This is a genomic window from Paraburkholderia sprentiae WSM5005 (genome assembly GCF_001865575.2).
GTDB lineage: Bacteria > Pseudomonadota > Gammaproteobacteria > Burkholderiales > Burkholderiaceae > Paraburkholderia > Paraburkholderia sprentiae.
Map to the genome: position 1 here is coordinate 173636 of NZ_CP017563.2, position 23094 is coordinate 196729.

21 protein-coding genes are annotated in these 23094 nt (G+C 63.4%); 15 read left to right on the top strand and 6 right to left on the bottom strand.

Features of this window, described 5'->3' with window-relative positions; all coding sequences use genetic code 11:
* Nucleotides 1-28 precede the first annotated feature (28 nt).
* The 4 genes from BJG93_RS29470 (at nucleotide 29) to BJG93_RS29485 (ending at nucleotide 3728) form a co-directional block, all read left to right on the top strand.
* Nucleotides 29-1873, top strand: coding sequence for an HAD family hydrolase (locus BJG93_RS29470; protein ID WP_027194772.1), 1845 nt, complete (start codon nucleotides 29-31; stop codon nucleotides 1871-1873).
* A gap of 99 nt (nucleotides 1874-1972) precedes the next feature.
* Complete coding sequence (locus BJG93_RS29475) at nucleotides 1973-2260, top strand: hypothetical protein (RefSeq protein ID WP_027194773.1); 288 nt, start codon at nucleotides 1973-1975, stop codon at nucleotides 2258-2260.
* 269 nt (nucleotides 2261-2529) lie between these two features.
* Entirely contained in the window at nucleotides 2530-3111 is a 582-nt protein-coding gene (locus tag BJG93_RS29480; protein WP_051374209.1) for a PAAR domain-containing protein, read from the top strand.
* Nucleotides 3111-3728 (top strand): type VI secretion system amidase effector protein Tae4, encoded by a 618-nt coding sequence (locus BJG93_RS29485; protein WP_027194774.1) that lies wholly within the window; start codon nucleotides 3111-3113, stop codon nucleotides 3726-3728. The genes BJG93_RS29480 and BJG93_RS29485 overlap by 1 nt, the downstream gene beginning before the upstream one ends.
* 484 nt (nucleotides 3729-4212) lie before the next feature.
* Here the strand turns inward: BJG93_RS29485 and BJG93_RS29490 are convergent, their stop codons facing one another.
* The 3 genes from BJG93_RS29490 to BJG93_RS29500 form a co-directional block, all read right to left on the bottom strand.
* On the bottom strand, nucleotides 4213-4803 hold the full coding sequence (locus BJG93_RS29490; protein ID WP_027194775.1) for a hemerythrin domain-containing protein: 591 nt from the start codon (nucleotides 4801-4803) through the stop codon (nucleotides 4213-4215).
* 86 nt (nucleotides 4804-4889) lie between these two features.
* Nucleotides 4890-5207 carry a hypothetical protein gene (locus tag BJG93_RS29495; RefSeq protein ID WP_034477790.1) on the bottom strand — a complete coding sequence of 106 codons (318 nt, stop codon included), beginning with the start codon at nucleotides 5205-5207 and terminating at the stop codon, nucleotides 4890-4892.
* A gap of 645 nt (nucleotides 5208-5852) precedes the next feature.
* Entirely contained in the window at nucleotides 5853-6737 is an 885-nt protein-coding gene (locus tag BJG93_RS29500) for a manganese catalase family protein (RefSeq protein ID WP_027194778.1), read from the bottom strand.
* 305 nt (nucleotides 6738-7042) lie between these two features.
* On the opposite strand from BJG93_RS29500, the gene hmpA reads away from it, so the two are divergent.
* Both hmpA and BJG93_RS29510 read left to right on the top strand, forming a co-directional pair.
* A complete protein-coding gene (gene hmpA, locus BJG93_RS29505; RefSeq protein WP_027194779.1) occupies nucleotides 7043-8257 on the top strand; it encodes an NO-inducible flavohemoprotein in 1215 nt (404 codons plus the stop codon).
* Between the two features lie 129 nt (nucleotides 8258-8386).
* A complete protein-coding gene (locus tag BJG93_RS29510) occupies nucleotides 8387-8578 on the top strand; it encodes a hypothetical protein (RefSeq protein WP_027194780.1) in 192 nt (63 codons plus the stop codon).
* Nucleotides 8579-8707: 129 nt separating this feature from the next.
* Here BJG93_RS29510 and BJG93_RS29515 read toward each other — a convergent pair whose 3' ends face one another.
* Together BJG93_RS29515 and BJG93_RS29520 are read right to left on the bottom strand one after the other, a co-directional pair.
* Entirely contained in the window at nucleotides 8708-9226 is a 519-nt protein-coding gene (locus BJG93_RS29515; protein ID WP_027194781.1) for a hypothetical protein, read from the bottom strand.
* Between the two features lie 101 nt (nucleotides 9227-9327).
* Nucleotides 9328-11088 (bottom strand): RecQ family ATP-dependent DNA helicase, encoded by a 1761-nt coding sequence (locus BJG93_RS29520; RefSeq protein ID WP_063828899.1) that lies wholly within the window; start codon nucleotides 11086-11088, stop codon nucleotides 9328-9330.
* A 138-nt stretch (nucleotides 11089-11226) separates the two neighbouring features.
* On the opposite strand from BJG93_RS29520, the gene BJG93_RS29525 reads away from it, so the two are divergent.
* Nucleotides 11227-13518 carry an FdhF/YdeP family oxidoreductase gene (locus BJG93_RS29525; protein WP_027194783.1) on the top strand — a complete coding sequence of 764 codons (2292 nt, stop codon included), beginning with the start codon at nucleotides 11227-11229 and terminating at the stop codon, nucleotides 13516-13518.
* A 58-nt stretch (nucleotides 13519-13576) separates the two neighbouring features.
* Complete coding sequence (locus tag BJG93_RS29530; protein WP_027194784.1) at nucleotides 13577-14284, top strand: succinate dehydrogenase/fumarate reductase iron-sulfur subunit; 708 nt, start codon at nucleotides 13577-13579, stop codon at nucleotides 14282-14284.
* Nucleotides 14285-14357: 73 nt separating this feature from the next.
* On the opposite strand, the gene BJG93_RS29535 is transcribed toward BJG93_RS29530, so the two are convergent.
* The gene (locus tag BJG93_RS29535; RefSeq protein WP_027194785.1) at nucleotides 14358-15266 is read right to left on the bottom strand and encodes a LysR family transcriptional regulator; all 909 of its coding nucleotides are present in this window, start codon (nucleotides 15264-15266) and stop codon (nucleotides 14358-14360) included.
* Nucleotides 15267-15697: 431 nt separating this feature from the next.
* On the opposite strand from BJG93_RS29535, the gene BJG93_RS29540 reads away from it, so the two are divergent.
* From BJG93_RS29540 to BJG93_RS29570, 7 genes are all read left to right on the top strand, one after another.
* On the top strand, nucleotides 15698-16780 hold the full coding sequence (locus tag BJG93_RS29540) for an ABC transporter ATP-binding protein (protein ID WP_027194786.1): 1083 nt from the start codon (nucleotides 15698-15700) through the stop codon (nucleotides 16778-16780).
* A complete protein-coding gene (locus tag BJG93_RS29545; protein ID WP_027194787.1) occupies nucleotides 16770-17696 on the top strand; it encodes a carbohydrate ABC transporter permease in 927 nt (308 codons plus the stop codon). Before BJG93_RS29540 ends, BJG93_RS29545 begins: the two co-directional genes overlap by 11 nt.
* Nucleotides 17693-18580, top strand: a complete 888-nt coding sequence (locus BJG93_RS29550) for a carbohydrate ABC transporter permease (RefSeq protein WP_051374210.1) — start codon at nucleotides 17693-17695, stop codon at nucleotides 18578-18580. The genes BJG93_RS29545 and BJG93_RS29550 overlap by 4 nt, the downstream gene beginning before the upstream one ends.
* 201 nt (nucleotides 18581-18781) lie before the next feature.
* On the top strand, nucleotides 18782-20116 hold the full coding sequence (locus BJG93_RS29555; protein WP_027194789.1) for an extracellular solute-binding protein: 1335 nt from the start codon (nucleotides 18782-18784) through the stop codon (nucleotides 20114-20116).
* Nucleotides 20117-20198: 82 nt separating this feature from the next.
* Entirely contained in the window at nucleotides 20199-21716 is a 1518-nt protein-coding gene (gene arfA / locus BJG93_RS29560) for an arabinosylfuranosidase ArfA (RefSeq protein WP_027194790.1), read from the top strand.
* A gap of 34 nt (nucleotides 21717-21750) precedes the next feature.
* A complete protein-coding gene (locus BJG93_RS29565; RefSeq protein ID WP_027194791.1) occupies nucleotides 21751-22494 on the top strand; it encodes a FadR/GntR family transcriptional regulator in 744 nt (247 codons plus the stop codon).
* 141 nt (nucleotides 22495-22635) lie between these two features.
* Nucleotides 22636-23094 (top strand): hypothetical protein, encoded by a 459-nt coding sequence (locus BJG93_RS29570; RefSeq protein ID WP_027194792.1) that lies wholly within the window; start codon nucleotides 22636-22638, stop codon nucleotides 23092-23094.

Genomic DNA, 23094 nt, shown 5'->3' on the forward strand with positions numbered 1-23094 from the left:
AACCAAGGCCGAAACGAAGGACAGCACAATGCGATTTTTTGCGCTCGCGACCGACTACGACAATACGCTCGCCAGCGACGGCCGGGTCGCCGAATCGACATGGGCCGCGCTCGAACGCCTGCGCGCGTCGGGCCGTCACGTCATTCTCGTCAGCGGACGCGAACTCGACGACCTGCTCGCGATCTGCCCGCGCATCGAGCTGTTTTCGCGCGTGGTCGCGGAAAACGGCGGCGTGCTGTATTGCCCGGCCGATGGTGGCCGCCGTCTGCTTGCGCCCGCGCCGCCCGATAGTTTCGTCGCGGAGTTGCGGCGCCGCGCGCCCGGCGCGTTCAGTGTCAGCCAGACGTTGATCGCGACGATGAAGCCTCATGAGCATGTCGCGCTCGATGTGATTCGCGACCTCGGACTGGAATTGCAGATCGTCTTCAACGGCGATGCGGTCATGATCGTAGCGCCTGGCGTATCGAAGGCGAGCGGTCTGAGCGCGGCGCTCGCTGATCTCGACCTGTCGCCGCTGAACGTGGTGGGGATCGGCGATGCGGAAAACGACCATGCGCTGCTCGCCGCGTGCGGCCTCGCGGCGGCTGTCGAGAACGCGCTGCCGGCGCTGAAGGAGCACGCCGATCTCGTGACGCACGGCGTCGCGGGCGCGGGCGTCGCCGAGCTGATCGACGCGCTCGTTGCCGACGATCTGCGTGGCATCGCCGACGCGTCGCCGCGTAATCGCATCGTGCTGGGGACCCCTCGGGACGCGCCGGACGGTGAGCCGCTGTCGTTGCCCGTGTACGGCAGCGTCGTGCTGCTCGTCGGCGAATCGGGCTGCGGCAAGTCGACCGCGACGGCGGGTTTACTCGAACGGCTCGCGGGCGCGGGTTGCCAGATGTGCATCGTCGATCCTGAAGGCGACTACGGCAATGACGATGCGACGGTCGTGCTCGGCGACGCGAGCAACGCACCGTCGATCGAAGAGGCCGTGCAATTGCTGTGCCGTCCGGCGCGGTCGGCGGTCGCGGTCAATCTGCTGCGCGTGCCGCCGCCGGATCGACCGATGTTCTGCGCGAATCTGCTGTTGCAGACGCAGCATTTGCGCACGCGCACCGGACGGCCGCAGTGGCTCGTGTTCGAAGAGGCGCATCACCTGTTTCCCGCGGAATGGGCCGGTGCGAACCAGGCGATTCCGGATGCGCTCGAAACCGCGCTCGCGGTCACCGTATCGCCCGAGCAGTTATCGCCGGTGTTGCTGCGACAGGTCAGCATGGTGCTCGCGATGGGAGACGACGCGCACGCGGCCTTGCAGCGCTTCGCTGCGGCAAGCGGGTGCGAGCCGCCGACATCGAGCGGTGATGGGGCGCATTCTTCAACGGACGGCACCGCGCGACTGGCCAAAGGCGACGCGCTGTTATGGCGCGTCGGCGACGCCGCGCCGCCGCAACTCGTGCGGCTCGAACCGGGCCGCAAGGAAAAGCGCCGGCATCGTCGCAAGTACGCGGAAGGGCTGCTGATTCCCGAGCGCAGCTTTTATTTTCGCGGCCAGCACAACGCGTTGAACCTGCGCGCGCATAACCTCGTGCTGTTCGTCGAAATCGCCGAAGGTGTCGATGCGGCGACGTGGCAGTTTCATCGCCAGCGTGGCGACTATTCGCGCTGGTTCGAGCAGCAGATCGGCGACGCGGACCTTGCCGAGGAAGCACGCGGCATCGAGCAGGACAGCGCGCTCGATGCCGCGCAAAGCCTCGCGCGCATCCGCGCTGCGATCCACGCGCGCTACACGCAGCCTGAGAATCCGTCGCTGCCCGCGGTGTTGACCGGCTCGCCGTCAGGTCGAGACGAACCCCCGGACCCGCATCGGTCCGCGTTCGGTTCCCAGCAATGAGGCGTGGATTGCACCGTGACGTGCGCAGTCCGCGCTAGGCACATGCGATGCGCGGATGCCGATAAAACGGGCCGGTGTACCGGACGGAAGGAGCCGATCATGCGCGTGCAGGCGATACAAATAGCCGACTTCCTCGTAAGCTGGACCGTCACCAGGGATTCGGAAGGCGCTTTCCAGTGGGTCGTGCTCGTGACGGAGCGTGGCGGCGAGCATCGCACGGTCTTCGAGCGACGCGGGACTTGCGGCCACGTGTCGTGGGGCGACGCGCTCGACATCGCGGCTGAGAACGCGCGCGGCGTCGCGGCGGCGCTCGTCGAGTCGGGCGAGCCGGACGAGACGAAACCGGGGCGTGAGCAGACGCCGGCGGCGCCGCGCGTCAATCATTGATGCCCGGTCGCGGGCAGCGGCTTGTACCTCGCATCGGGTAACGATTCCGTCGGAGCGTTGCGCGCTTGCTCCGCATTCACTCGGTGCGGTTCGCCTGGATGAGTTCTCCATTGTCGAAAAAATATGAAACTTATGGATAACTTAATCATCGCGCATGGCCTTGACCTGATTTCACATTTTCCGTAGGCGAAATGTGATGGAATTGGCCAATGATCTACTTTTCCATCCGACTTACCGGGCGCGTCGTTGATCGACAAGCAGGAGCATAAATGGCAGACCTCTACTATGCCGCGGTCGAAGACGACCCGTTGACAAGCGGCAACGGCAGCCGCGTATTCGCATACAAACAGGCAGGCACGATCCAGGGCGAGGACGGCAAGCGCCGCCGCTTGGCTTTTATCGGCGATGAAGCGTACTGTCCGAAGTGCGACAGTACCGGTCTCATCACTTATGGCTCTGGTCTTGGAGACCAGCACCGCCTGCTTGATCGTGTGAACGGTGGCAGACGTCAGGCTGTTGGCGGGGATATCGTTCTCTGCAAATGCGCAGATCATCCCCGCATCGTAGCGATATACGGGCGCATATGGAAAATTGCGGACCGGAGCGGCGAAACCAGCGTGCCCATCGCCACAGCACCGGTGCAAAACCTCATCTTTGACGAACAGGTACGCGCCGTCGCGGCTCGCGCCTCGCTTGCCGGTTATCCGTACTACATCGAAACTGAATCTGGGGATGTATACAGCGGGCGCATTGATTCGCACGGCTTTCTTCCTCGCATCACTACAGACGGAGCGGAACACTACGTCATCTATTGGGGCGATGAAGCCCTTGCACGTAAGGACTGGAATTAATGCCGAACAAGAAAACGCAGGTTCAAACGAACAGCACGCAAGGATCGATAAAGGAAGTGCCGCTAAAGGCCGCCACGTTTCAGGAACTTTGGGATAACTACCCGCCAGGTGATCCCTATGACGATCCCGCATATACAGATCAATGTGCCATCCGTATGAGCGTCGCGCTTCACCGCGTGGGAATAGAAATGAAGTCGTTTTCCTCTAAGCTAGTACACCCGCTGTCGGGACAGGCCACCATCGGTCGAATTATTCTTGGTGGTAAGGCGACCGCAACGCGGGCGGATGAGTTAGGGGAATGGTTGAAGTTGCAGCCCTTCGGCGGTTTGCCGAAGGCCGAAGATATTACTGGACAAGACTGGGTGTCGAAGGTCAAGGGGCGAACCGGTATTATCCAGTTTTCGCGCTACTGGACGCGGGACGGAGAAAGCACCGCCAATGCTAGCGGCGGTCACATTGATCTATGGAACGGCTCGCGCTTAACGATCAGCGGACCTGTTGACTCGATCGCAACGATCGGTCGAATGTTCGGAATGAATTCGCTTTTCGCGGGATACCCGTTTGGCTTCTCTGACTTACGCAATTCGAAGCAGATACTGTTTTGGGAGATCAAGTGAAACGGTATGCGGTCGGTGCGGCGGGATTTGGATATGGCCTCGCTATTACCTGGGCTTGTATGATCGTATTGAGCCACTTCAATTGGTTCCGTGATCCGCATAACATCGCGCACGGCTGCAACGAACTAGGAAAGTGCCCGTTCCCGTGGTACGGATGGCCCACTCTGTACCTATCAATTTTCGGTCCGGCGACTTTAGCGACAGCTGTGAACGTCTATGCCTGGCAGAGATGGTCCCTCAAGCGTTGGGCGTACTGTACAGCGGCCGCGATGATTCTGTGCGCCGCTCTTTATTTTCTTGCCGCGACTTTTTAGAGCGCGTCCGAAACACTAGCAATTATGTGTGCCCGGGATTTCCATAGCAGATCTGCCCCGGATGGCGCACCGCGGCCGAGGCCCGCACCGTCAACGTTGCTCTTGGCCTCGGCCCCAACCGGCCGCTCCAAAACGCGGCCACGCCAGTCATTCCTGAATGCGCACGCCCGTCAACGCCGCGCCCGCGCCACGCGACGCGACCTCGGCAGGCAATGCCGCAGCGCGAGCACCAAAGTCGATCCCAGCAGCAGTGTGGCGATCGGAAACGTGCCGGCGGCATTCACCGCGATGTCCATCGGACGCTCGCCGAGCAGCTGCATCCGGCGGCGCGTCATCGCGGCGCCGAGCGACTGCAGATCGTTCTTCAGCACGCGCTCGGCGTCGGGCAGCAGGATGGTTTCCTCATCGGCGACATGATGAGCGACTTCGCGGATCAGTTGATAAAAGAGGCCGTCGTAGGCAGCGTTTTCAGGGCCCATCCCGCGCAGCTTCGCGATCGTCGCGCGCATCTCGTCGTGTTCGGGACGGCTCTTGCTCAGTGTTTCGTCATTGCCGATCGCGCGGTCGAGCGCCGGGTAGAAAATTTCTTCCTCGAGCTGCGCGTGGATTTCGAGCGCGTCGCACACGCCGTTCACGATCGCGCGTTTGCGCCACCACGGCGTGGACGCATGGTATCGGTGCGAAGCGGCCAGCACGTGCATATGGTCGAGGCGGATCATCGACGTGATCGACGGCGACAGCGATGAGGCGTCATTGGACATGGCGGTTCTCCAGGGGAAGGGTGCTCGCGGATACCGCATGCGCCATTCCCGCTGCCCAGCAATCGCTCAACCGACGCCGGCACCCGCTAGCGGAGCGCTTTGCTGCCCGTCAGGGTGTTCAACGCGGAGTCCGCGGCATCGGCCGCGCGGGCGAACAGGTCGTCCACGATCCTGCGCGCCGCGCTATATCCGGCCATCAACGCATCGGCTTCGGTGTCGAACGGCCGGCCGCCGGCAATATCGAAGCGCAGCGGCGAGAACGTCGCGATCGCATTACCGGCCTGGTAGACGCGAACCACCGCCGCGTAGTGCGGGTGTACCGCCGCGCGCTCGGCGGGGCGCAACGTGAAGTCCGCCTCGACGGTCACCTCGATCGTGAACCCGTGGTATTCGTAGGTCCGCATCATCATTTCCCCTTCGCCGCGTGAGTGGTGATCGTTCCCGAGATGGTCGCGTCGAACGAATTGTTGGCGGCCCGGGACCATCGCGCCGATGTGCGTCAGTTTCGCTTCAAGCTATTGGCATCAGTCCAAAACCCCCCGGAATCAGCATACGCCGGCCGTTCGCCAAAAAAATATCGCGCCTGGTGTCCGAAACTGTCGCGTTGCGGACAGCCCTGCGGGCACGGTCGTTGCATTTAGCGGAATGCGTACGCGATCGATCGACGAGGATCACGGCCGAAGGAGGCGCGAAATGCCTGACCACCGACAAAACTGCTCGCATCCCGCCGATGCACCGAAGCACGGAGATTCCGCGAGTCGTAATCGCAAGCGCAACCGCCCGGCGGCGCTGCGCAGAACGTTGATCATGACACTCGCGGTCGCCGCGACGGCCGCGTGCGCCACTGGAGCCCGGCGCAACGATGCGCAGCTTTCGGGTCAACAGACATGCAATGTGGCGGGCAAGTTCTGCAACACGTTTTTCGGACCCTGACGAAACGCACGCCAGCGCCTAGGCGACGCTGGCGTGCGAGTCTACACAGAGCGATCGATGACATCGTCCTGCGGGGCGGTCATCCGATGCACTTTGGCAAGCCCGCGCGGGCGCGTTCACCCGGCGTCGTTGCTGCGCGGGACTTCGCTGCCCAATTCGGCCCCGGTGGTCGGATCGCTCGACGGGTCCGAGCGCAGACGCCCGGCCATCGCCGTGACCGCGGATTCCTGTTGCGCTTCGAGGCCGACCGACGCGCTGCCGTCGCCGCCATCCACCGCCGGTTCACCGGTTTGTATCGTGAGACCGGTGCCGCTGTTCCACGGTGCATTGACCGCCGCGCCGTCGTGCGACATCTTGTAATAGACGCTCGCGAATTGCTGGTTCGGCGGCAGCTTGCCCGGCGGGAAATTCGGCGTGATCGCATACAGCGCCTTCTCGAACGACTTCTGATGCGCGACTTCGCGGGTCATCAGAAAGCCGAGCGCCTCGCGCACGCCCGCATCGTCGGTAACGTTGATCAGCCGCTCATAGATGATCTTCGCGCGCGCTTCGGCGGCGATGTTCGAGCGCAGGTCCGCGGTCGGCTCGCCGATCGTATCGATGTACGCGGCACTCCACGGCACGCCGCCCGAGTTCGTCAGCGGCGGCCCGCCGCCATACAGCACTTGGGTAACGTGACTGTCGTTGCCCGCGCCGTTCAGCCTGCGGTAAAGCTCGGCATGCTGCTCGACCGCTTCGGCAAGCTCCCCTTTTGCGCCGCGGTTCAACATCGCGACGATCGAGCCGATGATCTCGAGATGGCTCAGCTCTTCAGTCGCGATATCGAACAGCATGTCCTTGCGGCCCGGATCTTCTTCCGCAACTGCCTGCGTGAAGTAGCGCATCGCGGCCGCCAGTTCGCCTTGCGGACCGCCGAACTGCTCCAGCATCAGATTCGCAAGACCGGGATTGGTCGTGCCGACGCGAACCGTGTATTGCAGCCGTTTGTTGTGCATAAACATCGTGACCTCCATTGGAGTCGGATACCGTGGGTCGTCCATCCGCCATGCCACGCGGGCGGAGCGCCGTTCGTCGCGAGCGGCACGCCGACCGTCGCGCACGCCGCGTTCCCGGCCCGCCAGGATCGCCTCGTTAGCGAACCGGCGATGGCGTGCAGGGCGGCCGACGTTGCCTGCCTCGCGCGGCGCGCGCATCGTCGAGTGCCTGTCCGCGGCCGTTGGCATATGGACAGCCGGCAGCGGTTGGAGGAGCATGGTCGCCCGGATAGGCTAGAAGCGGCGGGCAATTGCCACGCAGGAGAAAAGAAATGCTGACGCAGAAAACCAAGGACATCGTCAAGGCCACGGCCCCGGTTCTGGCCGCCCACGGCTATACGATCATTCAACGCTTTTACAGGCGGCTCTTCGATGCGCATCCCGAGCTGACGAACGTGTTCAATATGACGCACCAGGAGCAGGGACAGCAGCAGGAAGCGCTCGCCCGAGCCGTCTACGCGTACGCCGAGAACATCGAGGATCCGGGCAGTCTCGCCGCGGTGCTGCGCAATATCGCCAATAAACACGCGAGTCTCGACGTGAAAGCAGAGCACTACCCGATCGTCGGCGAACATCTGCTTGGCGCGATCAGGGATGTGCTCGGCGAGGCCGCGACCGACGACATCATCTCCGCGTGGGCGCAGGCCTACGGCAATCTCGCGGACGTGCTGATGGGCATGGAATCGGAATTGCGCGAGACGCGCGGGGCGCAGCTCGGCGGCTGGACCGGATGGCGCACGTTCGTCGTCAAGGAGAAGCGGCCCGAGAGCAGCGTCATCACGTCGTTCGTTCTCGAACCGAAGGACGGACAGCCAGTCGCCAACTTCGAGCCGGGCCAGTACATCGGCATTGCCGTCGACGTGCCCGCGCTCGGCCTGCAGCAGATCCGCCAATACAGTTTGTCCGACGTGCCGAACGGCCATACCTATCGGATCTCCGTCAAGCGCGAGAGCGGCGAGGCCGGCCGCCCGCCGGGCTATGTGTCCTCGCTGCTGCACGATCACGTCAACGTCGGCGACGAAGTGAGATTGGCGGCACCGTACGGCACGTTCTACATCGATGTGCATGCGAAGACGCCGATCGTGCTGATCAGCGGCGGCGTCGGTCTCACGCCGATGGTCAGCATGTTGAAGCGCGCGATTCAGGACCCGCAGCGGCGCGTGGTGTTCATTCACGGTGCGCGCAACGGCGCGGTGCACGCGATGCGCGATCGTCTGCAGCAGACCGTCGCCACCCAGCCGAATTTCCGCGCCATCGTGTTCTACGACACGCCGCTCGGCACCGACGTGCAGGGCCGAGACTACGATTACGCGGGTTTCATCGACCTCGACACGTTGCGCGACGAGATTCTGCTGCCCGACGCCGACTACTACATCTGCGGTCCCGTTCCTTTCATGCGGCTGCAGCACGACGCACTGAAAAACATGGACATTCACGAGTCGAAGATTCACTACGAGGTATTCGGCCCGGATCTGTTCGCGGAATGAGGGAAGCTTGCGAGAACACGCGGTGGTTCGCGCGTCGTTCACGTCTTGCGCTTGCCCGGGCATCGTCCATGCTGAGCGGTGTACACGCGCGCGGCATCACGCGCCGCGTGACACTGCAAGGAGCGAATCATGGCAAGCCAGCAACAGCAGCCGAACACGCCGAAAACCGGCAACGCCGATGAAAGCGGCGCAGGCAACGAAGGCACATTTGAAACGGACATTTCCGAAACGGGCGAGGACGGCACGAGCGTGCGCCAGGCCGAGGTCAAGGAAAAAGATCTGTCCGAAGTGAAGCCGTCGCAGGAAAAGGGCGGCCAATGACGGTGCGAGCCGCACCTCGCGTGTAAAACGGTCCGGCGCGCGGGCCTGTCGGACAGGATGCGGTGCGGGTGCGCTTGCGGCGACCATGCCGGTTGAAGGCGGGTCGCTCTTTTTTTGCTCGCGCGCTTTTCATCGATCCGGCCGCCGCAGCAGCGCGGCTGCGAGCAGGCCCGCGCCGAGCGCCACGTAGACGTTGGCGAGCGAGCGGCGCGACAGGTGCGCCTCGAAACCCGGCGTGAGCCGCTCCGGCACGACCTTGTAGTCGACCACATATGCGCTCGCCACGGTCGCGGCCGCGGCGAGCGCAGTGGCGCCCGGCCGTCTCGACGGGGCGGGGCCGGCCATTCGGTCGACGAGCGCCTCGAACATCGTGGCCCAGAAGATCGCAGCCGCCTGATGGATTGCGAAGCCGGTCACCGTGTGACGGAGGCTGAAGCCGCGTTCATGCAGCGCGCGTTGCGGCCACAAGCAGTGGGTAACGGCATTGATCGGCGCGAGCGGGCTGCCCGAGGTGTCTGCGGATGCCGCCGCGGCGGTCGCCGCGGACAGGCAGCCGGCCGACAGACCCGATGGGACGGCTCGGCGCAGCATCGCGCGGATGGACGACTGATACCACGGTGAACCGCTTTCGTACTCGGGCGTTTTCATGGCTGGGCTCCGGTTCGGGCGCATCAACGCTCGCCCGTGATCGCGGACAGACGTATGCGCGAGAAGCAGGATACCTCTGTCCGCGCGAACGATGCCGCGCATCACGCGATTTCGGCCTTCACGAAGCGCGCCATGAACGTGCGGGTCGTGCCGTCGGGAAACAGCACCGCAACCTGTTCATCCGTTGAAAACACCACATGGCCCGAGCCGTATTTGCGCACCCGCACAGCGTCGCCGCGGCCGAAGCGCGGCTTCCTGCCGGCGCGACGCGGCGGCTTTTTATCGTCGGGTGCGGTGCGTTGCGCTTCGAGCGTTGCCTCCAGCGGATTCAGGCAGTTGTCGCAGGTGCCGCAGCGTTCGAAACCCTGTGCATCGCCGAAATATTCGAGCATCACGCGCCATCGGCAACCGCCGGTTTGCGCGTAGTCGATCATCTGCTGGAGTGCGTCGCGATCGCGCGTCGCGAGCTGCGCGTAGCGCTCCACCGCGGCTTCGATCGCACTGTCCTCACCGCTGTCGCGGCCATGGTCGCCGCCAGCCTCGCGTAACCGATACCGCTGCAGCCGGTCGCGCGACACGTGCCGCGAGTCGGTCAGCATCTTCAGCGCGACGGCGAGCTTGTTGCGGCCGACGTCCGGCACCGCGTCGAGCAGCTCGCGCGCCGTCAGGCCGGGACCGGGCGATTCCGTGCGCTGCGCGAGCGCGTCGCAGATGCGGCGCAGCAGCGCGGCATCGGGATAGCGGCCCAGCGCGAGAAACTGCTGCACGCGCCGATCGTTCAGATCGAACAGTAGCTCGCAGCGCGCGGCTTTGCCGTCTCGCCCCGCGCGTCCGCTTTCCTGGTAGTAGGCATCGATGCTGCCCGGCATCTGGTAATGGACGACGAAACGGATATCGGGGATATCGACGCCCATGCCGAATGCGTTGGTCGAGATCATCACGCGAACGTCGCCCGACACGAAGCGCTCCTGCGCGTCGTGCCGTTCGCGCGCAGACATCCGGCCGTGATAGCAGGCCGCCGCAACGTCCCAGCCGCGCACCGTCGCCGCCACGTGTTCGGCTTCGCGCACGGTCGCCGTATAGATAATGCCTCGGCCGGTCTCGCTTGCGAGCAGCGTGCGCAACGCGGCCGTCTTTGCCTCTTTCGCGCGCGTCGACGCCCGCAGGCGCCCGCCCGCGACCGATACCTGCGTGACACGATAGTGAAGATTGTCGCGATACACGCCGGTGTTCACGATGCGCGGCTCGCGAAGGCCGAGCGAACGCACGATGTCGTCGCGGATGTCGGCCGTCGCGGTCGCGGTCAGCGCGAGAATGGGCGGCTTGCCGAGCGCCTTGACGGCATCGACGATGCGCAGGAATGCCGGGCGAAAGTCGTGCCCCCACTGCGACACGCAATGCGCTTCGTCGACGACGACGAGTTCAATGCGCTGCGAACCCGCGTGCAAGGCGTCGATCAGGTCCTGGCGCGTGAGTTGCTCGGGCGTCACGAACACGATGCCGCGGCGCGCGCCGCGCAACGCTTCGTAACTCTCGCGCAGTTCGGTGGCCGGCACGGTGCTATTGATCCGCCAGGCGTCGATGCCGGCCTCGCGCAGTTTGTCGAACTGGTCTTTCATCAGCGCGATCAGCGGCGACACGACGAGCGTCCAGCCGTCGAGATGCAACGCCGGCAACTGATAGCACAGCGATTTGCCCGCGCCGGTGGGCATCACGGCAAGCGTATCGCGCCGTTCGAGCACGCTACGGATGATCTCCCGTTGGCCGGGGCGCAGCCGGCTGATCCCGAACACCTCACGCAGCGTCTTGCGCATCGCGTTCAGCCGGGTGGACGTGTCGCGCGTGGTGGTGGGGTCGGTCATGAAGGTTGGCGGTTGGCGTGCGGCGCGGCGAGTAAGCCCGCGGCGCAGCAAACCCCATACCGCGGCGAGGTGCCGTGGCCGGGAACGGCACATGCTGTGACCTCGTGACGTGACATTCATGGCCAAACGGGTGGACTGATGAGCAAAGAAGACAAAAGCGATGCGTATCCGTACGCATCGGGCGGATGGGGGTCGCTCAAGGCGGTTGCGACGATCCTGCTGCAGGAAAAAGCCCCGCTGAAAGATAGCCGGGTCCTGATGCATCAGAACAAGCCCGACGGCTTCATGTGCGTCAGCTGTTCGTGGGCGAAGCCGGCCGATCCGCATACGTTCGAGTTCTGCGAGAGCGGCGCGAAGGCCACCGCGTGGGACCTCACGGCCAAACGCGTCACGCCCGATTTCTTCGAGGTCCACACGGTCAGCGAGCTCGCGAAATGGCACGACCACGACCTCGAGGAAGCGGGGCGGCTGACCGAGCCGCTGCGCTACGACCCGGCCACCGACCGCTACGTGCCGGTGCCTTGGCAGCAAGCGTTCGATGCGATCGGCGCCGAACTGCGCACGCTGGACCCGGCCAGCGTGGTGTTCTACACGTCGGGCCGCGCGTCGCTCGAAACCTCGTACATGTTGCAGCTTTTCGCGCGCATGTACGGCACCAACAATCTGCCCGACAGCTCGAACATGTGCCACGAAAGCACCAGCGTCGGGCTCAAGGAGGCGATCGGGGTGGGCGTCGGCACGGTCTCGCTCGACGATTTCGAGAAGACCGACCTGATGTTTTTCTTCGGCCAGAACGTCGGCACGAATAGCCCGCGCATGCTGCATCAATTGCAGGACGCGCGCAAACGCGGCGTGCCGATCATCACATTCAATCCGCTGCGCGAGCCGGGGCTGCTGCATTTCGCGAACCCGCAGTCGCCGGTGGACATGCTCACACCCACCGATACGCAGATCAGCACGCAATATCACCAGGTGAAGACGGGCGGCGATACCGCTGCGATCCTCGGCATCTGCAAGCTCGTCATCGAAGCGGACGATCGCGCGGTGAGCACCGGCGGCGCACGCGTCGTCGACATCGATTTCATTCGCGAACATACCAACGGCTACGAGGAATTCGCGCAGTACGCGCGCGCCGCGAGCTGGGACGACATCGAGCGCGTGAGCGGCTTACCGCGCGTAGCGCTCGAGGCGGCCGCCGACGAATACATGAAAGCGAACGCGGTGATGATCCACTACGGCATGGGTCTCACGCAGCATCGGATGGGGGTGCAGAACGTGCGCATGCTGTGCAATCTGCTGATGCTGCGCGGCAACGTCGGCAAGCCGGGCGCGGGCCCGTCGCCGGTGCGCGGACATTCGAACGTGCAGGGTCAGCGCACGGTCGGCATCACCGAAAAGCCGGAGCTCGCGCCGCTCGACCAGCTGGCCAAACAGTTTTCGTTCGAGCCGCCGCGCGAGAAAGGCATGAATATCGTCGAAGCCTTCGAGGCGATGCTCGACGGCAAGGTCAGCGCGATGATCAATCTCGGCGGCAACCTCGTACGCTCGGTGCCCGACCGGCTGCGCACCGAGCCGGCGTGGGCCTCGCTCGGGCTGACCGTCAACGTGGCGACCAAGCTCAATCGCAGCCACCTGGTGCACGGCCAGCGCGCCTATCTGCTGCCGTGCCTGAGCCGCATCGAGATCGACCGGCAGGCGGGCGGCGCGCAGGCGGTGTCGATGGAAGACAGCACCGCGCACTTTCACGGCTCGCATGGCGTGGTCGAACCCGCGGCGCCGACGATACGCTCGGAGCCGTTCATCGTCGCGGGCATTGCGAAGGCGACGCTCGGCGAGCGCTCGAGCGTCGACTGGGACGCATGGCGCGACGACTATTCGCGCGTGCGCCTGGAAATGTCGAAGACGTGGCCCGAGATGTTCGATGATTTCGAGGCGCGCATGTGGAAACCTGGCGGCGTGATACGGCCGCTGCCGGCGCGCGAGCGCAAGTGGAAAACCAAAAGCGGCAAGGCTGAATTCATGGTGCCCACTTCGATTGGCGAAGACCCGGACATGCCGACGCGCGAACCCGATTCTCTGCGGTTGATGACCCTGCGCAGCGACAGCCAGTTCAATACGACCATTTATGGCCTCGACGATCGCTTCAGAGGCATCAAGGGCACGCGCATGGTGATCCTGATGAATCCGGCCGACATGGAGAAACGCGGACTCGCGCACGGCGAGCGCATCGCTCTCGAGACCATCGCGGACGATGGCGTCGAGCGCCGCGTCGACGGGCTGAGCGTCGTGCCGTTCGACGTGCCGCAGGGATGCATCGGCGGCTATTACCCGGAATGCAATCCGCTGCTGCCGCTGTGGCACTGCGCGAAGGAGAGCAAGGTACCGGGCGCGAAGTCGATTCCGGTGCGGGTCTCGGCGAGCACGCGGTGATGAACATGTGCTCGCGGCGCAATCTGGCGCGTACCTGCGCGCCGTCATCGGAGTGACCATGGCCGATCTTCGAACTGTCGATATCTACCGCTACGACCCCGACGCCGATGCGAGCCCGCGGCTGCAGCAATACAAGGTCGAACTAGGCGGTGACGAGCGCATGTTGCTCGACGTGCTCGCCACGATCAAGACAATGGACGAGTCGCTGGCCTATCGCCGCTCGTGCCGCGAGGGCATCTGCGGCTCGGATGCGATGAACATCAACGGCAAGAACGGGCTTGCATGTCTGACCAACATGAAGGAGCTGCCGCAGCACATCGTGCTGCGTCCATTGCCGGGCTTGCCGGTGATTCGCGATCTGATCGTCGACATGACGCCGTTTTTCAACCAGTACCATTCGATCAAGCCGTGGCTCGTCAACGACGATCCGCCGCCCGAGCGCGAGCGCCTGCAGTCGCCGGAGGAGCGCGATCAGCTCGACGGACTGTACGAATGCATTCTGTGCGCGTGCTGCTCGTCGTCGTGCCCGAGCTTCTGGTGGAACCCCGACAAGTTCGTCGGTCCGGCGGGCCTGTTGCAGGCCTACCGGTTCATCGCGGACTCGCGCGACAACGACACGGCCGCGCGACTCACCAATCTCGAAGACGCGTACCGGCTGTTTCGTTGCCGCACGATCATGAACTGCGTCGACGTGTGCCCGAAGGGATTGAATCCGGCGCGCGCGATCGGCGAAATACGCTCGATGCTCACGCGCCGCACGGTGTGATCTAAAGAGGCACCGCATCGAATCGCGTGCAACACCGGCCGTGCGCGTCGCTGCTTGCGCCATTCGTGCGCGTTCAGCGCCGCGGCGTCGAGTTCTTCCAGCCCGACTTGCGCGCGAACTCGACGAACGAATGCAGATAGTCGAGCGACGCATCCGCTTCGCGCGTGCCGAGAAAAATCTGCTTGGCGATGCCGGTCTTGCCGAGCTTGACGCTGACCACCGGCATCCGGTCCGCGTATTCCTCGGCGAGCCAGCGCGGCAGCGCGGCCACGCCGCGATTGCTCGCGACCATCTGCAGCATGATGTCGGTGGTCTCGATCGTCTTGTGACGGCGTGGTGCGACGTTGGCGGGGCGCAGAAACAGGTTGTAGATGTCGAGGCGGTCGGTGTCGACCGGATAGGTGATCAGCGTTTCATCGACGAGCTGCTCGGGCCGCACGTAGCGCGCGTTGGCGAGCCGATGCCCGTCGGCCACCACGAGCACCTGCTCGTAATCGAACACGGGGTCGAAGCGCAGGCCGGGCCGCTGCAGCGGATCGGGCGTGACGAGCACGTCGATGTCGTAGCCGAACAGCGCGCCGATCCCGCCGAACTGGAAGCGCTGCTTCACGTCGACGTCGACATCGGGCCAGCGCGCGAGATACGGCGACACGACCTTGAGCAGCCACTGATAGCACGGATGACATTCCATGCCGATGCGCAGCGTGCCGCGCTCGCCGTTCGCGTATTGCTTCATGCGCGCTTCGGCGTGCTCGAATTGCGGCAGCAGCCGGTCGGCGAGCGAGAGCAGATATTGGCCCGCCTGCGTGAGGCGCAGGTTACGGCCATCGCGTTCCCACACCTGCGTGCCGAGTTGCTGCTCGAGCTTCTTGACGGTATGGCTCAACGCGGATTGCGTCAGATGCAGCGCACCGGCCGCCGCCGTGAGCGAGCCCTGGCGGTCCACTTCGCGGATCAGGGTGAGGTGAAAGCGTTCGAGCATGATGGGGGGCGTGAACAAAAGATTCGGAAAAAAGCGACGCGTGTCGAAAGGCCTTCAGCCGTTGCCGGGCACGCTTGAGAAAACCCGAGAGGAATCAATGCGAACTGCAACTTGCCCCTGACATACGAGTATCGGCGCAAGCCGCCGCCTCATACATCGTGTCCCGTTCGCTAGCAGCCGACGGTTTCGCGCGTCCACACAATTTGCGACGCTGCGGATCGAGCGCTTACCCGCTTAGCCAATGCCGGCGTGCACCAAGCGCGAATATCGCGTCCGCAGAGCAATGCAATACGCATGCGCCGATATCGGAATCCGAATACCTCGATATCGAAACCGGGATTGGACGCGTAGAGCGAGGCGACATTAGTATATTTTCATAATATCAAAGTAGACAGAGACAGTAGTTCCGGGACATAACCCAAGGAGGCGCGGTGACGGGCATTCAGCTCAACGGCGTGACAAAGCGATATGGCGACACGGAAGTGATCGCGGGTCTCGACCTCCATATCCACGAAGGCGAGTTCCTCGTCTTTTTGGGTCCGTCCGGTTGCGGTAAGTCGACGCTGCTGCGAATGATTGCCGGGCTCGAAGGCGTCAGCGAAGGGCAGATCAGCATCGGTGGCCGGGAGGTCACCGACTTGCCGCCGGCCAGGCGCGATGTCGCGATGGTGTTCCAGCACTACGCGCTCTATCCGCATATGACGGTCTACGACAATATGGCGTTCGGACTGCGAAATACCGGCGTGGCCGCCAGCGAGATCGAACGGCGCATCACCGAAGCCGCCCGCATGCTCGAACTCGATGCGCTGCTCAAGCGTCGTCCCGCCCAACTGTCGGGCGGTCAGCGCCAGCGCGTCGCAATCGGCCGCGCAGTGGTCAAGGAACCGGAAGCGTTCCTGTTCGACGAGCCGCTGTCGAACCTCGATGCGTCGCTGCGCACTCGCACCCGGGTCGAACTCGCGCGAATCCATCGCCGCCTCAGCTCAACGATGATCTTCGTGACCCACGATCAGATCGAAGCAATGACGCTTGCGACACGGATCGTCGTAATGAACCGCGGCCGCATCGAACAGATCGGCGCGCCGCTCGAGATCTACCGGCATCCGGCCACGCGCTTTGTCGCGGGCTTTATCGGCGCGCCGGCAATGAACTTTATCGACGTCGAACCGGCCGGCGAAAACGGCGGCCGTTTGCTGATCCGCTTGCCGGTCGACAACGTCGTCATTCCGACTACGATCGCGGCCGGGAGCTTGCCGCCTGGCCAACTCACGCTCGGCGTTCGCGCCGAGCACGTAGTGATCGACCCAGATGGTGCTCTCACCGGCCGCGCCGAATTCATCGAGCGACTCGGCGATCGCTCGCTCGCGCACGTGAGCCTCGCGAGCAATCAACTGGTCGTGATCGAAATTCCGCGCGAGTACGAATTGCAGGCCGGCGACCTGATCCGTATGAGCATCGACGCCGCCCATCTGCATCTGTTCGACGCAAGCGGGATGGCACACCATGGCGGCTGAGCGTTCGCTGACGGCCGACTTGCCGAAGGCGCGGCAACGCCGTTTCAACTATCCCCTCGCGTCCTGGTCGAACGGACTGTTCGTGTTGCCGTTCGTGATCGTCTACGTGCTGCTGCTGGTGGTGCCGCTCGCTTACGGCTGGTGGCTGAGCTTGCAGAACGTCGACCTGCTCGCAGGCACGAGCGAGTTTATCGGCATCAAGAATTACCTGGACCTCGCATCCGATCCCATCTTTCGCGGGGCTGTACGCAACACGTGCTACTTCGTGCTGATGACCGTGCCGATGTTCGTCGCGCTGGGTCTCGCGCTCGCGCTCGTGCTCAACCGGCCTGGCCGGTTCTGCGCCGCGCTGCGTGCGATCTTCTTCGGTTCGTCGGTGCTGTCGGTCACGATCGTCACGCTGGTCTGGAAACTCGTGCTGATGCCGGGCCATGGGCTGCTTGCCGACCTGAGCCATGCGCTGAACCTTCCCGAGTACGTGCCGCTCGTCCATGAAGCCACGGCGTTGCCGATGATCGCGGTCGTCACCGTATGGTGGATCGTCGGCCTGCCGATGATGCTGTTCCTTGCCGCACTTCAGCAGATCCCACAGGAGCTCTACGAAGCAGCCGCGCTCGATAACGCAACCCGCTGGCGCACGTTCGCGTCGATCACGTTGCCGTCGATCGGGCGTACCGTCGCGCTGGTCGCGGTAATCGAGGCGGTGTTCCAGTTCCAGTTGTTCGGTCAGGCGCAACTGCTGACCGACGGTGGTCCGAACAACGCGTCGCGGCCGCTCGTCCAGTTCATTTACGAATCCGGCTTCCGCCAATGGTTGTTCGGCTATTCGGCCGCCGCGGCCCAGGTGCTGTTCGCGTTGATGCTGCTGGGCATCGCCGTGCAGGCATGGATCGTACGCAGAAAGGACTCCGCATGAGTACCGCCGCGCTCAAGCCCGCCCCGAGTCCTTCGGGCCACCAACGTTCGCGCGGCGCGCTGGCCGGCCGTCTCGGCGAGCGCGTGATGCTCGGCGCCGTCGTGCTGCTCGCGCTCATCTGGATCGCGCCGCTGGTCTGGGTGTTCGCGCTGTCGTTCAAACCGAACGCGTTCCTCCAGCAACATACCGATGTGTTGTTCTCGCCGCCGTTCACGCTGCAGAACTACACCAGCATCATCGGGACTTCGGCGGTCGGCGGTTGGCTGATCAATAGCGTGATCGTCGCGCTGGGGCAGACGTTCCTGACGCTCGTCATCGCGTCGCTCGCGGGTTACGGCTTTGCGCGCACGACATTTCCGGGCAAGCGCTGGCTGTACGTGATCTGTCTGGCCGGGCTCGCGGTTCCCGAGCAGGCGCTCGTGGTTCCGCTGCATAGCATCTTCGCGTCGCTCGACTGGCACAACACCTATGGCGCGCTGATCATGCCGCGGCTTGCTTCGCCGTTCGGCGTGTACCTGATGACGCAGTACTTCAAGGCGGTGCCCGTGGATATCGAGGAAGCGGCGTTGCTCGACAACGCGTCGCGCTTCAAGGTGTTCTGGCGCATCGTGTTGCCGCTGTCGATTCCGGCGCAGGCGACGCTCGCGATCTTCACTTTCCTCAGCGCGTGGAACGACTACCTGTGGCCGCTCGTGTCGGCATCGAAGCCGGAGATGTACACGCTGACCATTGGCCTCGCGTCGACGCAAGGCAACTTCGCACAGTCCGAAGGCATCGGCTACCTGATGGCGCAAGCCGTGTTCGCCGGCCTGCCGATCTTCGTGCTGTATCTGTTTTTCCAGAAGTACATCGTGGCGGCCGTGGCTGGCACCACGGTGCGCTAAACCGCTTGCATGCCGATGTTCCCGCCAGTAGAGACCTTGGATAAAGCAGAACCGCTGACGACGTTGACCAACCCGAAGCCGCGCGGTGTCGATCGGAAATACGCGGCTCATTTATCAACCACCATTGATGGGATTGAAGCTAGCGCTATGAGACCAGAGTAAGTGCTGAAGCGCTAACTCCCATCGACACCGGAGACAATCATGAAGAGATCGCTCGTGCGCGGTGCGCTTTCGCTCGCGTTGCTGAGTCTGGCGGCCGGCCTCACGGCGCCAGCGCAGGCCAAAACCGAGATTACGCTGTCGCGTTTTTTTGGCGCCTGCGACGCTGAATACGGCAACGTGAACGATGTGAACAAAGCCGCGGGCGAATGCGGAATCATCACGACACTGGTCAACCAGTTCAATGCGACGAACAAGGAAGACATCGTCGTCAAGCCGCAGATCATCGAATGGAATCCTTACTATACGCAGATCGATGCGCGCATTCTGAGTCACGACGTGCCGACGATCTCGGTCATGCACGAAGCCGTGCTCGGCGACTATGTGAAGCGCAAGCTCGTCGAACCGCTCGACGACGGTTTCAAAGCAGTCGGTGTCGATACCAAGGACTTCACGGCTCACGCGCACCGTGGCGTCACGTTCGGCGACAAGACGTACGCACTGCCGTTCGATACACATTCGTGGCTCTGGCACATCAACGTCAACCTGTTCAAAAAGGCGGGTCTGGTCGACGCGGGCGGCAAGCCGATCCTGCCGACCACGCCTGACGAACTGCTCAAACAGGCGAAGCAGTTCAAGGACAAAACCGGTCTGCCGTACTTCGCGATGCCGATTGCGAACGAAACCGCCGCGCAGACGCGCTCGCTGTACACGATGGTCTATCAGCAGAACGGCACGCTGTTTCCGTCGGGCTCGACCCAGATCGATCTGCACGGCAAGCCCGTGACCAACGCGCTGCAACTGCTGGACGGGCTGATGAAGGCGGGCGACATTACGCCGAACCTCGACTATGGCGCATCCAACCAGGCGTTCATGAACGGCAAGGCCGGCGTGCTGATTTGCGGGACGTGGGTGATCGAGGACATGACCAACCTGTCGAAAAAGACGGACTCGCCGCTGGCCAACAACGGCTATGAAGTCGTGCCGTTTCCGAATCTGTTCCAGAGGAAAGCCGTGTGGGCCGACGGCCATTCATGGGTCATGCTCAAGGGCGGCGCGAAGGATGACAAGACTCGCCACGCTGCGTTCGTGTTCCTCAAGTTCCTCTACGACCACGACGCCGACTGGGCACGCACTGGCCATCTGCCGGCGCGCCAGTCGGTCATCGATAGCGCGGCGTTCAACGCATTGCCGCATCGCGCGTCGATCAAGGAAATCTCGTCGACCGGCTATTCGCTGCCGAACACGGTGCCGCGCCAGTTCGCGATTCAGGAGATTGTCGGCAGCGAGGCCAGCAATATGTTGACGTCCGGCAAGCCGATTGCCGCGGTCCAGCAAGACGCGCAAGACCGCGTCAACAAGCTGCTGTCCAGGTAGTTGCCGCGCCGCTCCGAACCTGGTAGCCAGCGTGCCGCATGGGGCGGCGCGCCTAGCCGATCTCACCACAGGACATACCACCATGATTGCTTCCCGCCTTGTCGTCGACCGGGATTTCGTCGTCGCGGACCTTGACCGGCGCGTCTTCGGCACCTTCGTCGAACATATGGGCCGCTGCGTTTACACCGGCATTTATGAGCCGGACCATCCCGAGGCCGATTCGCGCGGCTATCGGAAAGACGTGATGGAGCTGACGCGCGAACTCGGACCGACCATCGTTCGCTATCCCGGTGGCAACTTTCTGTCCGGCTACAACTGGGAGGACGGCGTCGGTCCGAAAGAGCAGCGGCCGAAGCGCCTTGATCTCGCGTGGTATTCGGTCGAGACCAACCAGTTCGGCACCAATGAATTCATCGACTGGTGCCGCGAGCTCGACATCGAGCCAATGTATGGCGTCAACCTCGGCACGCGCGGACCGGACGAAGCACGGCACTTCGTCGAGTATTGCAATCATCCAGGCGGCACCGCGCTGTCGGACCTGCGTCATGAGCATGGTTACGAAAAACCGCACGACATCAAGTTCTGGTGTCTTGGCAACGAGATGGACGGGCCATGGCAAATCGGCCGCAAGACCGCCGACGAATACGGCCGCGCCGCGCTCGAAACGGCCAAGCTGATGCGCGCGGTCGATCCCACCATCCAGCTCGCGGCGTGCGGGTCGTCGACCCATGAGATGGCGACTTACGGCGCTTGGGAAGACCGCGTGCTCGAACACTGCTTCGACCAGGTCGACTTTATCTCGCTGCATACGTACTTCGAAAACCGTCACGACTCGACTGCGGAGTTCTTCGGCAACATCGACGTGATGGACCTGTTCATCAAGGAGATCGTCGCCGTCGCGGACAGCGTAGCCGCGCGCAAGCATTCGACCAAACGCATCATGCTGTCGTTCGACGAATGGAACGTCTGGTACAAGGCCCGCTCGATCAACGATCTGCGCAAGCCGGGCTGGCCGAGCGCGCCGCGCCTGATCGAAGAGGTCTACAACGCCGAGGACGCGCTGGTGGTGGGCGGCGCGCTGATCACGATGATGAACAACGCCGACCGGGTGAAGACAGCCTGTCTCGCGCAACTCGTCAATGTGATCGGCCCGATCATGACCGAACCGGGCGGCGCTGCCTGGCGGCAGACGATCTTCTATCCGTTCTCGCAGGCGTCGAAGTTCGGTCATGGCCGCGTGCTCAAGCCGGTGATCGAATCGCCGACTTACGAGGCCGAGACCTTCCCCGAGATTGCCTACCTGTGCGCCGCCGTGGTCGACGACCGGGCGACCGGCACCACGGCGATCTTCGCGTTGAACCGGCACCTGACCGACGAGATGGATCTGACCATCGCGTTACGTGGACTCGGCACGGAGCGCACGCTCGATCACGCGCTCGAACTTCGCCACGCGAACATGAAGGCGGTGAACACGCGCGAAGCCCCGTTGACGGTCGTGCCCGCAACCAACGCCAGCGTGTTGGTCGACGGAGAGACAATCACCGCGCGTCTGAAGCCTGGCTCGTGGAACGTGATCGTCACGACGGCGGCAAAGCGCTAGCTCGTTCGCGGCGGGCGTCTACGAAGGAGGGGTGATGTTCGAGCGTGAGCCCGTCGTCGGTACGATGACGGCACAAGTCGCGAGAATCGTCGGCATGAGGATCGTCTCGGGCGAATTCGGCCCGGGCGATCTACTCCCTGTCGAAGGCGAATTGTGCAGCGAGTACCGCGTGAGTCGTACGACTGTCCGTGAGGCGATCAAACAGCTCACCGGCAAGCGCCTGATTGAAGTGACGCCGAAAATCGGCACACGTGTGTTGCCGTTCTCCGACTGGAATCTGCTCGACCGCGATGTGCTCGCATGGCGGCTCAATGCGCAGTTCGATTCGAAAATCGTCGAAGACATCTTCGAGATGCGCCTTTGCTTCGAGCCTCGCGCGAGTTTTCTGGCGGCGCGGCATGGCAGCGACGAAGACCTGCAACTGATCGAGCGCCGGTATCGCGAGTTGGCGAACGCGTATGCGTCGCCAGCGGCGAAGTCGGAGATTCGCGCGGTGGGCGAAGCGGTGCTGGAGTTTCATATGGCGATCATCGCGATGTCGCAGAACGGCATGTTCATCACGATTGGCAGCGCGATCAAGGCCGCGCTGCGAGTATCGTCCGAAATGCTTTTGCGGCAGGCGGCGCGGCCCAGCGAGGATATCGAATTGCATGACGCGGTGCGTTGCGGGATCGTATCGCGCGAACCGGAGGCCGCGTCCGCTGCGATGACGCGGCTGCTCGAGGCGTCACGCGAAAGAATGCTGAAGTACACGATCAGGCCCAAAGATTCCCCTTGAGGCCACTCCGGCGATTCTCCGCGACACGCAAATGCCACAGAAGACGCAAGGGCGTGTAGATTAGGATCTTGTTGCGACCCACCACTGTGTCTTCGAACCGGTCGCCATTCGAGTCAATCCTGAAGTTGCACAGGAGCCGGCATGAACACGAAGCACAGCAAGAAAGCTCATCTCGAAGCCGCGGCGTCACATCACGAGCAGGCCGCGCGACATCACCGCGAGGCGTCGCGGCATTTCGATGACGGTCAAGACTTTGCCCACGCCGCACATCAGGCGATGATGGCCCATGGCCACACGTTGCATGCGATCGATCAGGCACACGACGCTGGCGCGCACAGCGCCAATACGCCATCAATAACGCCTTCATCGACCGGCTCAGCCGCAAGTGCCGCGGACGTGGCAAAACATCATGCGGCGGCCGTGGAGCTGCACATGCAGGCGGCGCAGCATATGCGCCACGCCGTCAAGCTCTTCGATCAGGATCGTAGCGCGGCCTCCCACGACGCACAGCTAGCGCTCTCCCTTGCACTGCGCGCTTTGTCCCATGGCAACGAAGCAGCCAGACTATTTGTCAAGCTCGCTGCCAGCGGTGCATCGTGA

Coding starts and splice junctions, on each gene's coding strand:
- BJG93_RS29535 (WP_027194785.1), bottom strand. CDS start 15,266: ATGCTCGAACGCTTTCACCTCACCCTGATCCGCGAAGTGGACCGCCAG.
- BJG93_RS29510 (WP_027194780.1), top strand. CDS start 8,387: ATGGCAAGCCAGCAACAGCAGCCGAACACGCCGAAAACCGGCAACGCC.
- BJG93_RS29570 (WP_027194792.1), top strand. CDS start 22,636: ATGAACACGAAGCACAGCAAGAAAGCTCATCTCGAAGCCGCGGCGTCA.
- BJG93_RS29525 (WP_027194783.1), top strand. CDS start 11,227: ATGAGCAAAGAAGACAAAAGCGATGCGTATCCGTACGCATCGGGCGGA.
- BJG93_RS29565 (WP_027194791.1), top strand. CDS start 21,751: ATGTTCGAGCGTGAGCCCGTCGTCGGTACGATGACGGCACAAGTCGCG.
- BJG93_RS29470 (WP_027194772.1), top strand. CDS start 29: ATGCGATTTTTTGCGCTCGCGACCGACTACGACAATACGCTCGCCAGC.
- BJG93_RS29545 (WP_027194787.1), top strand. CDS start 16,770: ATGGCGGCTGAGCGTTCGCTGACGGCCGACTTGCCGAAGGCGCGGCAA.
- BJG93_RS29490 (WP_027194775.1), bottom strand. CDS start 4,803: ATGTCCAATGACGCCTCATCGCTGTCGCCGTCGATCACGTCGATGATC.
- arfA (WP_027194790.1), top strand. CDS start 20,199: ATGATTGCTTCCCGCCTTGTCGTCGACCGGGATTTCGTCGTCGCGGAC.
- BJG93_RS29520 (WP_063828899.1), bottom strand. CDS start 11,088: ATGACCGACCCCACCACCACGCGCGACACGTCCACCCGGCTGAACGCG.
- BJG93_RS29500 (WP_027194778.1), bottom strand. CDS start 6,737: ATGTTTATGCACAACAAACGGCTGCAATACACGGTTCGCGTCGGCACG.
- BJG93_RS29530 (WP_027194784.1), top strand. CDS start 13,577: ATGGCCGATCTTCGAACTGTCGATATCTACCGCTACGACCCCGACGCC.
- BJG93_RS29555 (WP_027194789.1), top strand. CDS start 18,782: ATGAAGAGATCGCTCGTGCGCGGTGCGCTTTCGCTCGCGTTGCTGAGT.
- BJG93_RS29550 (WP_051374210.1), top strand. CDS start 17,693: ATGAGTACCGCCGCGCTCAAGCCCGCCCCGAGTCCTTCGGGCCACCAA.
- BJG93_RS29495 (WP_034477790.1), bottom strand. CDS start 5,207: ATGCGGACCTACGAATACCACGGGTTCACGATCGAGGTGACCGTCGAG.
- BJG93_RS29485 (WP_027194774.1), top strand. CDS start 3,111: ATGCCGAACAAGAAAACGCAGGTTCAAACGAACAGCACGCAAGGATCG.
- hmpA (WP_027194779.1), top strand. CDS start 7,043: ATGCTGACGCAGAAAACCAAGGACATCGTCAAGGCCACGGCCCCGGTT.
- BJG93_RS29515 (WP_027194781.1), bottom strand. CDS start 9,226: ATGAAAACGCCCGAGTACGAAAGCGGTTCACCGTGGTATCAGTCGTCC.
- BJG93_RS29480 (WP_051374209.1), top strand. CDS start 2,530: ATGGCAGACCTCTACTATGCCGCGGTCGAAGACGACCCGTTGACAAGC.
- BJG93_RS29475 (WP_027194773.1), top strand. CDS start 1,973: ATGCGCGTGCAGGCGATACAAATAGCCGACTTCCTCGTAAGCTGGACC.